Origin of the sequence: Streptomyces sp. NBC_01257 (assembly GCF_035917255.1) — a bacterium.
Classification (GTDB): Bacteria; Actinomycetota; Actinomycetes; order Streptomycetales; family Streptomycetaceae; genus Streptomyces.
On sequence record NZ_CP108472.1, the window covers coordinates 105,016 to 120,527 of the forward strand.

General features: G+C 68.6%; 13 protein-coding genes and 3 pseudogenes. 9 read left to right on the plus strand and 7 right to left on the minus strand.

What is annotated here, in order from left to right; translation table 11 throughout:
- Positions 1 to 600: 600 nt before the first annotated feature.
- A pseudogene (locus tag OG408_RS40090) lies at positions 601 to 1,642 on the plus strand (IS701 family transposase); the annotation flags it as partial.
- A 193-nt stretch (positions 1,643 to 1,835) separates the two neighbouring features.
- Here the strand turns inward: OG408_RS40090 and OG408_RS00490 are convergent.
- From OG408_RS00490 to OG408_RS40095, 3 genes are all read right to left on the minus strand, one after another.
- Positions 1,836 to 2,729 (minus strand): hypothetical protein, encoded by an 894-nt coding sequence (locus OG408_RS00490; protein ID WP_285574606.1) that lies wholly within the window; start codon positions 2,727 to 2,729, stop codon positions 1,836 to 1,838.
- A 10-nt stretch (positions 2,730 to 2,739) separates the two neighbouring features.
- Positions 2,740 to 4,557 (minus strand): hypothetical protein, encoded by a 1,818-nt coding sequence (locus OG408_RS00495; protein ID WP_285574608.1) that lies wholly within the window; start codon positions 4,555 to 4,557, stop codon positions 2,740 to 2,742.
- A gap of 179 nt (positions 4,558 to 4,736) precedes the next feature.
- On the minus strand, positions 4,737 to 5,903 hold the full coding sequence (locus OG408_RS40095) for a transposase (RefSeq protein WP_353051499.1): 1,167 nt from the start codon (positions 5,901 to 5,903) through the stop codon (positions 4,737 to 4,739).
- 172 nt (positions 5,904 to 6,075) lie between these two features.
- On the opposite strand from OG408_RS40095, the gene OG408_RS00500 reads away from it, so the two are divergent.
- Both OG408_RS00500 and OG408_RS00505 read left to right on the plus strand, forming a co-directional pair.
- Complete coding sequence (locus OG408_RS00500) at positions 6,076 to 6,465, plus strand: hypothetical protein (RefSeq protein ID WP_285574611.1); 390 nt, start codon at positions 6,076 to 6,078, stop codon at positions 6,463 to 6,465.
- Between the two features lie 374 nt (positions 6,466 to 6,839).
- A complete protein-coding gene (locus OG408_RS00505; protein WP_285574613.1) occupies positions 6,840 to 7,313 on the plus strand; it encodes an ATP-binding protein in 474 nt (157 codons plus the stop codon).
- Between the two features lie 224 nt (positions 7,314 to 7,537).
- Here OG408_RS00505 and OG408_RS00510 read toward each other — a convergent pair whose 3' ends face one another.
- The gene (locus OG408_RS00510; RefSeq protein ID WP_285574616.1) at positions 7,538 to 7,735 is read right to left on the minus strand and encodes a hypothetical protein; all 198 of its coding nucleotides are present in this window, start codon (positions 7,733 to 7,735) and stop codon (positions 7,538 to 7,540) included.
- Positions 7,736 to 8,031: 296 nt separating this feature from the next.
- On the opposite strand from OG408_RS00510, the gene OG408_RS00515 reads away from it, so the two are divergent.
- Both OG408_RS00515 and OG408_RS00520 read left to right on the plus strand, forming a co-directional pair.
- Entirely contained in the window at positions 8,032 to 8,892 is an 861-nt protein-coding gene (locus OG408_RS00515) for a poly-gamma-glutamate hydrolase family protein (protein ID WP_285574619.1), read from the plus strand.
- Positions 8,893 to 9,368: 476 nt separating this feature from the next.
- Positions 9,369 to 9,782, plus strand: a complete 414-nt coding sequence (locus OG408_RS00520) for a DUF6086 family protein (RefSeq protein ID WP_326667323.1) — start codon at positions 9,369 to 9,371, stop codon at positions 9,780 to 9,782.
- 40 nt (positions 9,783 to 9,822) lie between these two features.
- On the opposite strand, the pseudogene OG408_RS00525 reads toward OG408_RS00520, so the two are convergent.
- Positions 9,823 to 10,194: pseudogene (locus tag OG408_RS00525) on the minus strand (ISL3 family transposase); the annotation flags it as partial.
- A 354-nt stretch (positions 10,195 to 10,548) separates the two neighbouring features.
- Here OG408_RS00525 and OG408_RS00530 point away from each other — a divergent pair.
- Together OG408_RS00530 and OG408_RS00535 are read left to right on the plus strand one after the other, a co-directional pair.
- Positions 10,549 to 10,848 carry a hypothetical protein gene (locus OG408_RS00530; protein ID WP_285573129.1) on the plus strand — a complete coding sequence of 100 codons (300 nt, stop codon included), beginning with the start codon at positions 10,549 to 10,551 and terminating at the stop codon, positions 10,846 to 10,848.
- Positions 10,849 to 10,880: 32 nt separating this feature from the next.
- Entirely contained in the window at positions 10,881 to 11,486 is a 606-nt protein-coding gene (locus tag OG408_RS00535; protein WP_285573132.1) for an N-acetylmuramoyl-L-alanine amidase, read from the plus strand.
- Between the two features lie 430 nt (positions 11,487 to 11,916).
- On the opposite strand, the gene OG408_RS00540 is transcribed toward OG408_RS00535, so the two are convergent.
- Positions 11,917 to 12,705: a class I SAM-dependent methyltransferase gene (locus OG408_RS00540; protein WP_326674434.1), complete on the minus strand. Its 789-nt coding sequence runs from the start codon at positions 12,703 to 12,705 to the stop codon at positions 11,917 to 11,919.
- Positions 12,706 to 12,898: 193 nt separating this feature from the next.
- Positions 12,899 to 13,613 (minus strand): annotated as a pseudogene (locus OG408_RS00545) (phosphotransferase); the annotation flags it as partial.
- Positions 13,614 to 13,795: 182 nt separating this feature from the next.
- Between OG408_RS00545 and OG408_RS40100 the strand changes: the two are divergent.
- Positions 13,796 to 14,017 (plus strand): DUF6233 domain-containing protein, encoded by a 222-nt coding sequence (locus tag OG408_RS40100; RefSeq protein ID WP_442805988.1) that lies wholly within the window; start codon positions 13,796 to 13,798, stop codon positions 14,015 to 14,017.
- A 521-nt stretch (positions 14,018 to 14,538) separates the two neighbouring features.
- Positions 14,539 to 15,489 carry an RNA polymerase sigma factor SigJ gene (sigJ, locus tag OG408_RS00555; RefSeq protein WP_326667327.1) on the plus strand — a complete coding sequence of 317 codons (951 nt, stop codon included), beginning with the start codon at positions 14,539 to 14,541 and terminating at the stop codon, positions 15,487 to 15,489.
- The last annotated feature ends 23 nt before the right edge of the window (positions 15,490 to 15,512 follow it).

Genomic DNA, 15,512 nt, shown 5'->3' on the forward strand with positions numbered 1-15,512 from the left:
GCCGATGGCGAGGTTGGCGCACGCGGCCGTGGGTTCTGTGATCCTGGCTGTCCGTAGGCCAGGGGGCGTCCTCGGTGAGCACGCTGCCCGCGTGATGCAAGGGCCAAAGAACCAGGGACCCGGCCCAGCCGAACCGGCGGTACCCTCCATGCTGGCCATGCGGCGCAATACGCCGTACCCGCAGCCAGTGTGCGGAGCGCACCACGGGGATACGCTGCGCGCGATTGCACGCGTCGCCGATCCCGTCCTTCGACACGTACGGCCAGAGGAACCAGCAAGTCAGATCTCAGATTTCCGGGCGCGCCGCTTCATCCAACTGGTGACCCGACGGGTGCCTGGACGCGCCGACCACCCCCTCTCGCCGCCAGCCGTCGGACACCCCCGCGTCGGCGGGGAAGACCTCCGCAACGGCATGGTCGGCAGGGCGGCCTGACCCGCCTCTAGCACTCCAGCCGGACTTCGGTGTATGTCCTGGTCAACGGCTTGAGCGTGGGGATTTTAGCTGGATGGTGCCTGGTGAGGGGCGGGGGCGCCCGGCCCTGTCCCGCGAACGAATGACCACGCCGTGTGTAGTGACAGCGACGGGGACAGCCATCGCACGTGATCGATGACGTACCTGCCTCCGAGTGGGAACAAGACCTGGAAGAACTCTTCTTGCGGATCGGACACCGCTTCTCCCGCGTCGAGCCCAGACGCCGGATGCGGGACTACGTACGAGGACTGCTCGGGCCCGTGGGGCGCAAGAACTCCTGGCAACTGGCCGAGTTCGCTGGGCACCCCACGCCCGACGGGCTGCAGCATCTCTTTGCGAAGAGCCGCTGGGAGGCCGACGGGATACGCGACGACCTGCAGGGATACGTCGCCGATCACCTCGGCACCGACGACGGCATCCTGATCGTTGATGACATCGGCTTCGTCAAGAAGGGCCCCACCTCCGCCGGGGTGCAACGGCAGTACTCCGGAACCGCCGGCCGCACCGAGAACTGCCAGATCGGCGTATTCGCCGCCTACGCCACCACCCGCGGCCACGCTCTCGTCGATCGCGAGCTCTATCTCCCCAAGTCCTGGACCGACGACCCGGAACGCTGCCGCACGGCCCGCATCCCCGATAACCGCCCGTTCGCGACCAAGAACGAGCTAGCCCGCACCATGGTCCTGCGCGCGCAGGCCGGCCCGCTGCCCGTCGCCTGGGTAGCGGCCGATGCCGCCTACGACAGGACTCCCGCTTCCGACGCTTCCTGGAAGACGCCGGCCTCTCCTACGTCGTGGCCGTGCCCAAGTCCCAGCAGGTGCACGGCCCCCGCATCGAATACCTCATTGGCCAAGCTCCCGCCGAGGCGTGGCAGCGGCTCTCCTGCAGCGACGGCGCCAAAGGACCGCGATTCTACGACTGGGCTGCCGCCCGTCTGCCGGCGGTCTGGGAGTTCGACGGTGACGAGCCCACCCGGCAACGTTGGATGCTTGCCCGCCGCAGCATCACCAAGCCCGACGAGCTCGCCCACTTCCTCGCATCCGCACCCTTGGACGCCACCGTCGCCGATCTCGTTCAGGTTGCCGGTGCCGCTGGAAGATCGAGAAGTGCTTCCAGCGGGCGAAGAACGAATGCGGCCTGGACCAGTACGAAGTCCGCCGCTACGTCGGCCGGCCCCTCTTGGGGGGCACCGAACCGTGGGCAGGTACCGCGGCGGACGCCGGCCGTCCAGCCGGTGCTCCACCGCCGCGCCCAGGGACAGCAGGTCGGTGTCCTGGCCGTTGCCCGGTCGAGGAGGCCGGCGGAGCCGGCGTGACGCGCTGTGTGGGGACCGGTCGTTGGTCCGTCCCGCTGCTCCGGGCGCTCAGCTGCCTCGTACGATCACGGCTATGCCGCCAACCGGCCGCTCATTGCGGTACTGGGCGATCTGGAAGGGTGCGAAGGCCTCGCTGCCCACCTCGTCGGTGACGACGAGCAGCAGTTCCATGTCGCGCTGCTCCATCGGGCTCAGCGTGAGTGTGTGGGTCAGTTCGTTCTGCCCCTGAGCCTCTCCCCCGGTGGTGGTGTCCTTCAGGGACAGCCAGGCCGAGGCCTCGACCGGGCGCAGGCGCTCGTCGTTGGGGATGTTGCCCCACAGTTCCCGGGGCATCGGGCGGACCCCGATCTGGTACGTGACTTCGTCGTCCGTCGGGTTCGTCGCGAGGAACGCGAAGGGCTCCGGCGCGGCGGGGGCGGCCGGCAGGACGGCCAGGTTGTGCTGGGCCCAGTGCCTGTCGTTGACGGGGTCCGCGAGGCCTCCGGCGGCCACGTTGTCCAGTGGGTGCCAGACCTTGGCCAGGAGGCAGATGTGGTTGCCCGAGCTCGCCGGGATCCGCGCGGTGAGGGGTGTGGTCTCGGCCCGGCCGCCGTGCGGGGGCACCGCGACCGGCGAGAATCCCATGAACTTCGACGGGTCGGGGATGACGGGTCCGCTCACCGGCTTGGACCACCACAGGCCGACGTACGCCATCGAGGGACTGTTTCCGCCCTGCCAGTTGCCGATGGCCACCTGCGCGGTCAGGTCCTGTCCGGGCTGGAACGCCGTCAGCGGCTGGATTCCCGAGCAGAGATACCAGCAGACGCTGTTGGGTACGGGGCGGTCGCCGTGGTCCTCCCCCACGTCGGGCAGGTCGGGCGGCGGGTAGCTGTGGATGTAGAGGTAGGGCCGGTCGTTGCCCCCCTCGTGCGGCTGTTGCTTCCGGCCTCGATCGGTGTCCATGGCTGGGTCCTCACAGGTCCTGGTAGGCGAGGATGTCGACGCCCACCGGGTCGTCGTCGATCGAGCCGCGGGTGGACCAGCACGGGTGGGCCGTGCCCCGGTCCGCGTCGAGGTCGAGGTTCCTGTCGCCGGGTGTGCCCAGGGCGACGTCCTCCCACCTGCGTACGCAGTCGGGGCCGGTGGCCGTGAGGACGATGCCCGGGTCGGCTCCCACGGGAACGGTCTTGGTGTAGTCGACCGGGTTCTCCATCTCGGTCCGCGGATACCGGTAGAACGTGCGGACGTCGTCCGTCTCGGGTCGGTGCGGCTGCATGGTGTCGTTCGGTACGGCGAGGAACTGGCGGTGGAGCGGGAAGCCCAGCCGCCCGTCCGGGTAGATAAGGCCGCAGCCGGACAGGAAGGCGCCCGCCTTGCCCAGGGCCTCCCACAGGCGTACGTGCAGGTCGAACAACTGGGATACCAGCTGGTCGAGTTGGGGGACTCGGGCGGCCGCCGCGAAGCCGCTGCCGGTGAGGGGCTGGCTCTGCGAGGCCAGCGCGTCCTTCTCGGCCTGGCTGAGGTCGACGGTGAACGCGTTCCGCCAGTTCTCCGCCACGTGCTTGTCCCAGAACGTGCAGCTCTTCTCTTCGCCCCACTCCTCCCAGCACGGGCCTCCGAGCAGCACGGCGAAGCAGAGGAACGCCAGCACGGCCAGGCAGAAGCTGCCGCAGGCGCTCTCGCTGTCGGCGGTGCTGTCCGTCGCCGTCGGCGGCCCCACCTGCCCGCCGCCGTACCCGTGGTAGCTGGTCGGTTTCACTCCGGGCCCGTGGGCGTACGGAGGTGTGGCCGTTTCCGGGGTGACGGCCGCCTGCGGCGGGTGCGCGGGATCAGCGAAGAACTTCGTGACGAACGAGGCGGGTGGCAGGGCCGGTGCGGGCGGCTGGACGAAGGTGTCGAGGAGTTCCAGCTGCCTGATCAGGCGCCCGTAGCCCAGGGCCGGATCCGGCACCGGGCTCAGCTTCGACAAGTCGTACGTCTCCTCCAGCATCCTCGTGAGGAAGTCGGCCGTCTCGCCCGGCAGGGTCGCCTCCGGTGCGTTGTCGAAGCGCAGGGAGTCCGCGATCCCGCGGCAGCTCCGTACGTCCGGATACCGTTCGCCGCACCACGATCCGACGGCGTTACGGGCTATGCGGTCCCGGAGCCGGTGGGAGCGACGCGGTCCGCCGACGACCTGGGTGAGGTAGACCGAGCCGACGGCGTTCGCCGAGTAGCCGGACAGGATGCCGAAGGCCAGGGCGCGTGTCTCCGCCGTACCGGCTTCACCGAACGCGGTACGTACGAGCGCGTCGGTCCTGCGTGCGAGGAAGACGTCTCCCCATCCCCACTGGGACACGGGTTCGTTCTGCTGGCGCGGGTGGCGCGGGATGTGGGCCATGGTCCGCAGGCGTTTGCCGAGACCGTCCATCCGGAGGAACGTGTCCTTCGCGTCGCTCGTGGCGCGGCGGAGGCTCAGGGTGGCCTCGCAGAACCTCGACGCGGCTCCCGGGCTCGACGGGTCGGACAGGGCCGTCTCGATCTCGCCGCGGATTCTGCCGATCTCGGCGTAGAGGGCGAGGCCGTCCGTCCACATCTTCGCCGCTTCCTCAAGCAGGCCGGCCTCCGTGCCGTCGGATGCGGCGTGAGCGAGGACGTGGTCGAGCAGGGCACCGAGTCTCGCGTGTGCGGGGTGGTCGGCGCAGTCGTCCACGAGCTGGTTGCGGGCCGCGTCGAGTGCGGGGTCGACGGGGGCGGTCGCGAGGGCGTCGAGCTGCTGCGACAGGGCGACGACATGGGTTCGGGCGTCGATCATGGCGCACACCCCTTTTTGGGTGTCGGTGATGACCCACCGGAAGAGATCCGCAACGGGTGCGGTCGGGTCGCCGGCGCGGTGCGCAGTCCCTGCGACGGACCGGGCCTTCGATCGCGCATTGCGAGATTCTCGAAATGGCCTGTGCCACCAGCATCGCGCCGTTCCGTGCACCCGGCAACTCAGTCGCGGGACGGCCGCCGGCCAGGCCGACGCGGGTCCGGTCCGCGTCGGCCTGACGCACAACTTCGCTGCTGGAAAAGGCTGATCGCGGCCGCAGGACTTGAGGATGGTGGACGCCGGACACGAACGAATCCTGCGTGCACGAATGCGCCTCGCCGAACCGGACGTACTGGACCGGTCGCATCGCCCACGCCGAGCCGGACCGCCGCGTCCATGATGCAGATGGACTGCTGGTTCTCCACCGTCACCCCGGTCGGTGCGTCCCCGGTCCGGCACAGGCCGACCTCCATCGCCTCCCGTGCCTCATCGTCGGCCCGCTGCGTCTGATCGCGGTACGGCCTGCCCGGGAAGTTCGGCATGCGGTGGACCGTGCTCCGGGGTATCTCAGAGTCGTCAGCCTGTCCCACGTCTGCTCGTACGTGGCCGTCTCTCCGTTCCCGAGAATGCCTTGCTGCCCCGGAGCCGGTACGTCTGGGCGACGCGTCAACTCGGCATGCTGAAGTACATCGAGGACGCCCATGCCTGGCCGGCGTCACACGGGTCCTCCTCCTCGGAGGGGTCGACATCGGCGTAGGCAAAGGCGGACCCGTAGTAGGCCGGCCAGCTGACCACACAGATCCCGGCGTCGTTGATCGTCGCGCTCCTCGTGGAGGTGCCGGGACTACGGTCGCGATCTGGCCCTTCTTGTAGGAGTTGGTCGTATGGCCAATGCCAAAGAGGTCGACTCCTGCGCCGTTCCAGATGCATTCCTCGTGGCGAGAGGTGTTGTAGTTCCTGTCGGTTCCTGGCAGCTGGAGGTTGAAGTCCCTCACGCTGGCTTTGCTCGGCAGGTCACACGGCTCGGGGAAGTCCACGTCCGCCGCAACCTTCACCGGTGCGTCAGATGCCTTTGTGGTGTCAAGATCACCTTCGGCGTCGGCCCGAGCGAGCAGAGCGGTGAAGACCTTCTCCCAGGTCCCATCAGGGGCCCACTCTCGTAGCCGGTTATGGGCGCCCTTCCACGAGCCGAAGCGCTCGGACAGGCCCATCCACGGCGTCCCGGTGCGGTACTCGAACGCGATCGCGTCGATCACCTGCCGGTGATCCCGCCACCGTCCACCCCGCTTCGGCGTCCTGTCCGGCAGCAACGGCTCAATGCGTGCCCACTGGGCGTCAGTCAACGACACAGCTCAGCCAACGATCAGATGATCCGAAGGAACGGCCCAGCCCCACCGTCCGGTGTGCCGGCGCCTCCACCTGGGCAGTGGTCGTAGTCGGCCCGGCTCCCGCCTCGGATACCGTGTTCCACTACGGGGTGCCATAACGGAAGTGTCATCCCCCACCGGAGGTAGTCAGCGTATGAGTTCAAAGCGCAGCAAGAATCCAGCCCTGCCCGTACTTGACGACGCGTTTCGACTCGCGTCGGTCAAGGACGCCGAAGAGTCCACCCGTGACTTGGCCGCGCGGCTGGCCACCACCGAGCTGCGCCGCGTCTCCCACCCGGGCCGGGTCACCTGGGAGCCCACCGATCAGGCCGAGCCCGTACCGGTCCCGCCGACGGTGGTCGACGGTGACGGGGACCTGTGGCTGCGGGACCGGGGCACTGGCACCTGGACCATGCCCGAGTTCAACCCGAAGGAGTTCCCGGCCCGCTGTGGCGAGGTTCTCACGTGGAACCAGCTTGCCCGCGAGTTCGGCCCGCTCACCGGATTGGCCGACGACCGCCGCATCGGCGGCGGCCGGCGCTGACCGCGCAGCCTTCTGGGATGACCGCACCCCTGAAGCGCCCGCACGGGGTAGCTGGGAGCTCCAGCTACCCGCACAGCTCGACGACGGCGGCTAGCAGGTGGCAGAAGGTCAGCGAGGCAGGTGGTTACGGCTCGTCCCCGCCACTTACCAGCGCACCGAGCTGCGTATCGCCGGCGCCTCCACACCGTCACATGCCTCTGCCGGGGTGTGGGAGCCGGCGCCCTCCTGCGCAGTTACGTCACTGTCGGCGCCGCGTCGCCGCCTGACCCGAACCCAGGATTTCGGCCCCGTCTGAAAGTCGTGGGGCTGGGTAGGCGGGAGGGGTTCCAGTGCGGCGAGCGGGCCGCGATGAGTGCTGACGGGGGATTTGGTCCATGGAGCAATTGACGATGACCGGGCTGCCACAACGAGAGGCGGCTGCACCAGGCACCGTGCGGGACAGTACCGGCTACGAGATGACATCCGGCGAGATCGCCCACGCCCGTGCCTTCGTCAGAAGGTTTCTGGACGTCGCCCAGTCACAGCACGGAATGACCGTCTCTGCTCGCGCGGTGGAGATCGCGCAGCTGGTCGTGAGTGAGCTGGCCACGAACGTCTGCAGGTACGCCCCCGGCCCTTGCCTGCTCGACCTCGAATCCGACGGTGCGCTGCTGGACATCGTCATATGGGACTCCGGCCCCGTCCTGCCCGCCGCCTCTCCCGCCGACCCCACCCGGGTCGGCCAGCACGGGCTCGAACTGGTCCTCATGCTCTGCACGAGCTTCGCCATCCACCGCGAACCAGTCGGCAAACGCATCCGTGTCCAGATCCCCCTGCACGATGACTCGCTCGTTCCATCCGCCTGGTAGCAAGACCGCCCGCCCGCGAGGACGGCGCAGCGGTGATCGACCGTGCCGGCGCACAGCTGCCGCGCTGGGCACTGGCGATGGTTGGCGGAGCAGCCAGCGCGTGGTGAGTGCCCGGTGCTCAATTCGGTGCGGCGGGTAGCCTGACCTGCCGTCATGAAGGAAGGGCCCCGGCCGGCTGATATCGGCGGGCGGGCTGTCAGCGGTGGTGTTGGAGGCCAGCGGGTTCAGTGATTAGTGGTGCGGTGGTGTTCGGCGTTGATGCGCTGGGCTTCTTCGAGCTGGTCTTCCGCCCTGGTGAGGTTCGGCATGACCAAGCAGTCCGCCGTGCCGACAGGTGCGTCGCCGGCGTCGGCAGCCGGAACCGTGCGTCGACGTTGCCGCGAGATCTCCTCCCACACGGCCTGTGGGATCTCCTGGGCCAACGGGGCATCGTCCGGTTTCAGTTCCCTGTACAGGGCCAGCAGCGCAGGCAGTCCGTCTCTGCCGCCGTCCGCACAGTGATCTTCATGCGCCGAGCCTACGGCCCGGTCAGCGACCGGGGTCCCTCCGGCCCGTAACTCTCAGGTGAGCCGCGAGCCCTACGCTCGCCTCCCGCCTTCGCACATCAGTCGCTAAAGTTCCGCCCATCGGACGGGGGGTCCAGCTCCTGTTCGCGCCATCGTGTGGCATGCGTCGTACGCATCCGCGGGCCGGCCCGCACAGCACTTAAGGAACAACGATGTCCCAGTCCCACGCCAGTCGCAGGACCATCCTCGCCACCCTCGTGGCCGCAGCTGCGGGCGGCCCGCTCCTGACCGGCCTTGCCGCGACTTCGGCCGCCGCTGCCGGCGGTGACACGTACACCTCGAACTCGGACCTGTACACGAAGGCGGTCGAGGGCCAGGACTTCGCCCGCCGGTTCAAGCGGCACGAGGCCTTCGACAACGACAAGGCCACCACCCCGCTTCCCCGTCTGACCAGTGTGCTGGCCATCCACGGCGGCGGAATCGAAATGGGCACGTCCGAACTCTGCCTGGGCATAGCGGGTTACCGGCCCGACACCCTCGCCCCCGTCACGGCGGGCGCCCCGGTGCACGACTACTGGATGCTCGAGGGCATGCGCACTTCCAACAACGGCGAGCTGCACGTCACCGCGTCGCACTGTGACGACCCGGTCGCCCGGTCCATGGCCGCGGGCAGCGCCAACGTCCTCAGCCTGCACGGCTGCACGGCGACTCAGGCCGGCGCGCCCACGGGCCGGCCCGAAGCGGTCGTGGTCGGCGGTGTCAACACCCGTTTCCGCCAGTTGCTGTCCGCGAAACTGAGCGGTGCGGGCTTCCAGGTACTCAAGGGCGACCCGGACGACATCAACGGCGACCTGCCGGAGAACATCTGCAACCGCACTCTGACGGGCGAAGGCGGCGGCCAGCTGGAGATCACCACCGAACTCCGTCAAAGCCTGTTCGGGAACTTCTCCGGTGCGACCAATCGTGCGGCCACCACCAACGCGGACTTCTGGAAGTTCACCAATGCCTGCCGTGACGCGATCGCGGCGATGGAGACCGAGCAGCGGGCGCGCAAGAGCCTCTTCGCCTACTGAGAGAAAGCCATGGGGTGAACCGTCCTGATCCTTCCCGCGGCCGGGGAAGGATCAGAACCCGCAGCAACTGACCCACAACGCTGCGCCGGCCATCGCGACTGCGGAGGGCTGATGGCCCCGGCCCCGCGAGGAAGCGGCCTTCCCGCGCAGGCGTCAGCCGACTCGGCCGGTCCGCTCGGCCTCGGGGCTCATCCGAGTGTCGAACCCGGTGGCGGGGTCGATAATCCGGCCCTGCACCCACCAGCTCTCCGCAGCGGATTCCAGAACAGTCCGCCAGGCGGCAGCCGCGGGACACACGAGGGCAGCCACCTTCGCGACCAGACCCGGCAACACCCCGGACGTCACGGAGTACGCCCTCGACCTGCGGGACAGCGCGCGCCTTGGCTTCGTTGATTTCCAGGGGTTCTGGCTCACTTTCCGTGGAGGGCTGACTGAACGTAATGTCGACCTCGTATGACCAGCGGTGAGAGGCTGACGTGAGCCAGTACTACGACTTGGGCGACCGAACCCTGTGGACCCCATCCAACGGGACGTCGCGGCTGTTCATGAGCCAGGTCACCGTCTATCAAGCCGAAGTGGGGCTGTCATCCGGCATCGGCCCCATGGAAGCTGACGAGTGTCAGATTGACCCCGTCGCATTCGCAGCGTTCGTCGATGCCCTGCTCGCCTGGCATAGCAAAACCAGGCACGCCGTCATGGCCACCATGTCCGAAGGGTTCGTTGCCACGGTGCTGGCCTTGGCTGAGATAGCGAGCATCGAGGTGAGCTGGCAGGGGGCCAAGCGCGCCGAGAGCCACTATCTCAAGACGGCTTCGGACCCCCATGCAAAGCAGTGGACAGCCGAACTGCAGCAGAAGTCGCGGGAGCTTGTCCGACACATGGCGCCCTGAGCCTCGTCTGCCATCACCTCTGGCGACTCGGGACGTGGCCCTATGTGTAGAGCAGGACACGCTTGCGGAGGAGATCGAAGCCGGCCCGGCCGAACATCTGGCGCTTGAGCATCTTGATTCGGTTGACGTGTCCTTCAACAACACCGGAACTCCAGGGCAGGGTGAGGCCGGCGATGACAGCGGCGCGGTCTCGGTCGATGCCGGCGGCGAGGCTATGGAGACTGGGCAGGTCGTCCTGGCGGACGGCGTCGAGCCACTGCGGGAGCCGTTCGCCTTGGCGCTCGGTGAGCATCCGGGCGAAAAACCGCACGTGACCGACGAGTGCATTGAGCTCGGGGCACTCGGCCAATACGGCCTTGAGCTGGTTAGTTGTTCCGTCATGTCTGACTTCGGGGGTACGCCACGTCCATCCACATCGAACGAGTCTGGTCGCTGCCTTGGACCGCCGCTGATCCCAGCCGGAACATTTTCGACTGGGACGATGATGAGGCGGCACGGCTGACGGCGCTTGTCGTCCCGATGGTTCCCTCCGAAGCCGACCGGGCGGCTGATCCCGACCGAGTGGCGGGCTATCGGTTCATGGACAACGCACCGTGCTCCTGGTGTCCCGTTACGGCCGGTGGGCCTGCGGTTGGGACCGCTCGGTCCACAACGGTGGACCCGTCGAAGCCTGGTGCTGCGAGAGTCACACTCGGTCACAGACGCACATGAGACCGCCGAACGCGTCGTGGCCTGCCTCCTGGAGTGGCGTGACTGGCTGGAGGACATGGCCGAGCGGTTCGAGCAGCTTGCACCGCATCCCGACGCGGACGCCGAGGACCGAAGCTGGCATCTGGAACGCGCGGTGACCCGCCTGGTCACCGCGGTCGTCAACAGCACCCACGCCGAATCGTCCTGGTGCGGGCTCTGCGAGACGACGCTGACCTGGTTCCTCACCTCCACCGGCGTCCCCTGGTGCGTACCGCCTTTGGTCGGCCCTTTGGCATGTCCCAGAAGGTCTTGGCAGGGGTGTGGAGGGGGGCTCATCATGAAGCGCGCAATTGTCATGGACACGGCTTGCGCTTGAGCGCCCCACTTCTCTCCCCAAGGGAGCCTCTCATGGATCAGCCCAGCCCCCACGCCCCCAGACCCTCGCGCCGACGCCTGCTGCAGGGCGCCGCCGTCACCGCCGCTGCTGCCGCGCTGGGGCCCCTGGCCGTCGGACGTGCCGCCGCCGCAGCTCCGTATCCCGTGACGCACTGGATACCGGCGAGCACCTCCAACTACACGGTCTCCAGCCGCCCGAGCAGCTACCCCCTGAACTACGTGGTCATCCATGTCACCCAGGAGACCTTCCAGGACGCGATGCGGATCTTCGAGGATCCGACCCGCCAGGTGTCCGCGCACTACATGGTCGCCTCCGGGGACGGCTACATCGGGCAGTTCGTACGGGAGAAGGACATCGCCTGGCACGCCGGCAACTGGGACTACAACACGCGCTCCATCGGCATCGAGCACGAAGGCTGGGTCGACCAGCCGCAGTGGTTCACCGACGTGATGTACCGGCAGTCGGCGAAGCTGACCGCGGCCGTCTGCGACCGCTACAGCATCCCGAAGACCCGTACGCACATCATCGGCCACGTCGAGGTTCCGGGCACGGACCACACGGATCCGGGTCCGAACTGGGACTGGACGAAGTACATGAAGCTGGTCAACGCGGCCTGACCCCTCCGTGCTGCCCGGCCGAATCTCGTTGATCGGCCCGGCGGGGTTGCCCGCGTTCGGGGTGTCCTCCTGGCGGTACAGGCGGACCTGCTCAGCCTCCGCCGTCCCCAGGCGCACGGCAGTGGCGTACTGATGACAGTTCGGCGTCGTGGGTGACCGGGCGGCCCACCCATGGCGCGAGCGTCGTCGGATTCGCCTTCGCCGGCCAGGACCGGGTCGAGCGGTCGGCTACTCCCGGCACGGAGCTGGACTGGAGCAGGTGTAGCGCGAGCACCGACGTGTCGGCTTGCTGCCGTTGACCATCTTGGTCACGCCTTCACCCGCACGCCGGCGGCCGGGCTGCGCCCGCTGAGTGACCCGAGCACCGACGAGAAAGCGGCCGACGGCAGGAACAGCTGACCGCTTCCCAGCGGTCAGGTCGTTCTGGTGGCTACTCGGCCTGCAGGACGAAGAACAGGAAGCAAAGGAAGCGCGGCTCGGCCGCGATGGCCTCGGGGAACATCTCGCGGGCGGCGGGATCAGGATCCGGCTCGCTGATGACCGTTATCCGGAAACCGGCCCCGATGAAAGCCTCGATCATCGCGTGCAGCGGCCTGTTCCATCTGCTCACCAGGGCGGTCTGGCCGCCCACGGTCCACTCTACGGTCCATTTGGTGGTGTCGAAGTAGTTGCACTCGGCCTCGCGGCCGGCCTCGCGGTGTACGAGGTTGATGGCAAAGGGATGGTCGACAGACGCGATCAACCGACCGCCGGGCCTGAGTATGCGTCGCATCTCGGCCAGCGCCGGCCCCCAGTCCTCCAGGTAGTGCAGCACCAGGGACGCCGCTACATCGTCGAACGTGTCATCAGCGTAAGGAAGCGGGCTGCCCAGGTCCGCCACCTGCAGGTCCGCACCGTCGCCGAGCCGCTGCCGAGCAAGCTCCAGCATCCCGGCACTCGTGTCGAAGCCACTGACGATGGCGCCACGGTCGCGCAGCGCGGCAAACAAGGCCCCCGAGCCGCAGCCGGCGTCGAGAATCCGCCGGCCGGCCACGTCTCCAGCGAGGGTCAGCATCGCGGGCCGCTCGTAGTAGGCATTGACCAGGTTGGTTTCGTTTGCGGCCGTGTACGCCTCGGCGAAGCTGTTGTAGTCGTTGGTCTTCGACGGATCCACACTCACTGCCGACGGCGAGACAAGCCTGGTGGAAATCGCGTGCTCTTGGCGCTCGCTTGAGATCATGGTCCGGGAGACGTGCGCCTGCAGCAGTTCGGTTCCTGGCTGCGGCCAACTGCTGCGCTGCCTCAACGCCGTTGTAGAGGAACAGGATGCACTGCAGACAGAGCCGGTCCGACACCGGCCGCGGCCCCTGTGACCACTCCGGCCACGGAGGCAGCAGCGGCTCGATCAGTGCCCGCAAGTCGTCGTCCACGATCCCTGGCTGCAACAGGTGCCAGGCACTGACCAGATCCAGGGCGGGTCGGCCGGACCGAAGCCGCCGGTGTCGAGCACGCCGCTGAGTCGGTCTCCCGCGACCAGAACATTGCCGGGAATCAAGTCACCATGGCTCATCACGTCGGCAGCCGTGCGCGGTAACTCCCGAAAATGGCGCCACAACTGGCGCAGCCGGGGCCCGTCAAGCAGCCCCTTGCTCTCCTCGAAGCACTTGGCCATCCAATCGTCGTGCTGCGCGAGAACGCCGCCACGACCCTCGCCGTTGAAAAGCCGCCCCCGTGTCTCGGCGTCCCGCAGGGCTGCGATGAAGGTCGCAAGGTCCTCGGTGAAAGCGTCCGACCCGCTCGGGTCGGCGTCGAAGGCAACGGTTCCGGACAGCCATGTCTGGACCGACCACGGCATGGGGTAACCCGCTCCAAGCTTTCCCAAGGCGACGGGTTCCGGGCGGAGAACCGAGACGCCTGTGCCAGTTCCGCGCTCGCCTGGGCCTCCCCTTCCAGAACCGCCAGCGCCTCGGCAGCATCGGCCAGACGCAGTGGGAAACGTGCAGAGAGATCGTTCCCGATGCGGAAGATGGCGTGGACCGTCCCGGTCGACGACACGGGTCGGATCGCCTTGCCGCTCCCCTGAGGGAACTGTTCTCGGATCAAGGTCGCAACGATTTCGGCGGTCACGAAACGTTCGGGCCGCCGCAGGCCACAGCCGCAACTTCGGACCAGATCGCTCAAGACGGGACGCACACCGCGTAGACCCGAACAGGCGTCCGAAGCATCATCGACGTCGAGGCTGGAGCAGCTCCGGTTTCTGGAGCGGGTGCGCAAGCAGGATCTGGACCGTGCTCGTGGTTGGCGGGAGGCCGAGGAGCGGCGTCTGGCCGATGGGGCCGCACGGCTCCCTCCGCCTCCGCCGCCGGACTGGGTGGTGGAGCAGGGAATCGGTCAGGGGCGCCGCATCGTCGTCCATTCATCAGGGGTACTGCCGGCCCGCTGGTCCCCGGGTGAAGCCGGTGGGGGCAGGTGAGGTGCGGCCGCTCCTTGATGCGGATTCCGGGCCGGCGTGCAAGCTGTGCCGACCAGACACCGAGCTCGGCCTTCCGTGACCAGCCGTTGCGGGCGGTGGCGTCAGTGGTTCTCGCCTGGCCAGGACTGGATTACCTGCCCGTCCTCCGCTTCGTCGATCAGGGTGATCCGGGTCGCGGCGATGCCGCCGCGCCACCGACTGGCCGCAAGTCCTCGCGCTGTACGACGTCCTGGTGCGTCTCGCCCGCGAGCCGACGGCCGAACTGGGCCGGGCCGTCGCCGTCGCCGTCGCCGTCGCGATGGTGCACGGGCCGCGGGCCGGGCTATCCGAGGTCGACGCGCTCGCGGACCGGCTGCCGGGACACCACCGGCTGGAACGGACCGCCGGCTGCCGCATACCACGCGGCAGCCGCCGGCACCCTGAGCACCCCCCGAGGCCCGCTGCCTCCAGAGGCGTGCGGACCGTCTGGGTGGATAGGGTCTTCGTTTGCGTGCCCTGGTGCCGGTGCCCAAGGCCCGCCCACCGTGCAGGCCCAGGTCCGGATGTCACACTCGCGCCCCGGCAGCAGTCTCAGGGTGCATCCGCGACAGGAGGCACCTGATGTCCGACCCCGGCACCGAACCTGGCCCCAGCCCCGGAACGGGCTCCGGCACCGCCACCGAGGTGTTCGTCGACCACCGCGAGCTGCTGTTCTCGCTCGTCTACAACATGCTCGGCAGCGTCGCCGACACCGAGGACATCCTCCAGGAGACCTGGCTCTCCTGGACGGCCCGGAACGAGGCGCCCGGCGCGGAGCCGATCGAGAGCCCGCGCGCCTACCTCGTACGGATCGCCGTGAACAAGGCCCTCTCCCGGCAGGCGGCCATCAACCGCCGCCGTGAGACGTACGTCGGTACGTGGCTGCCCGAGCCGCTCGTCTCGACCACCGACAGCCCGCCGCCCACCGAGGACGAGACCGCCGACCGGGCGGAGCGCTCCGAGTCCGTGTCGATGGCGATGCTCGTCGTCCTGGAGACGCTGACCCCGCTGGAGCGTGCCGTCTTCGTCCTGCACGAGGTCTTCGGCTACGCACACACGGAGACGGCGGAGATCCTGGGCCGCAGCCCTGCCGCGGTGCGCCAGCTGGCCCACCGCGCCCGCGACCACGTGCAGGCCCGCCGGCCCCGCTACCGCCCCGATCCGCTGCTGCACCGGCAGGCCACCGAGCACTTCCTGGACGCCGTGTTCGGCGGGGACATGGCCGCCCTCATGCAGCTGCTCGCCCCCGACGTCACCCTCTGGGCCGACGGCGGCGGCAAGTCCGGGATCGCGGGCCCGCGCCCGGTGCACGGCCGCGACAACGTCGCCCGGCTGCTGATCTCCCGCGCGTCCCACCGCGACGGCCTGGAGATCGCCTACCGACAGGTCAACGGGGACCCCGCCGCGGTCTTGTTCAGCGGCGACGCCCCCTTCGCCGTGATGGTCCTCGACCTGACCCCGGACGGCGAACAGGTCAGCGACATCTACAACATCGCCAACCCCGACAAGCTGCCGCCCGCCGGCCTCGGCTGAGCACCCCGAGGCCCTGCCGCACC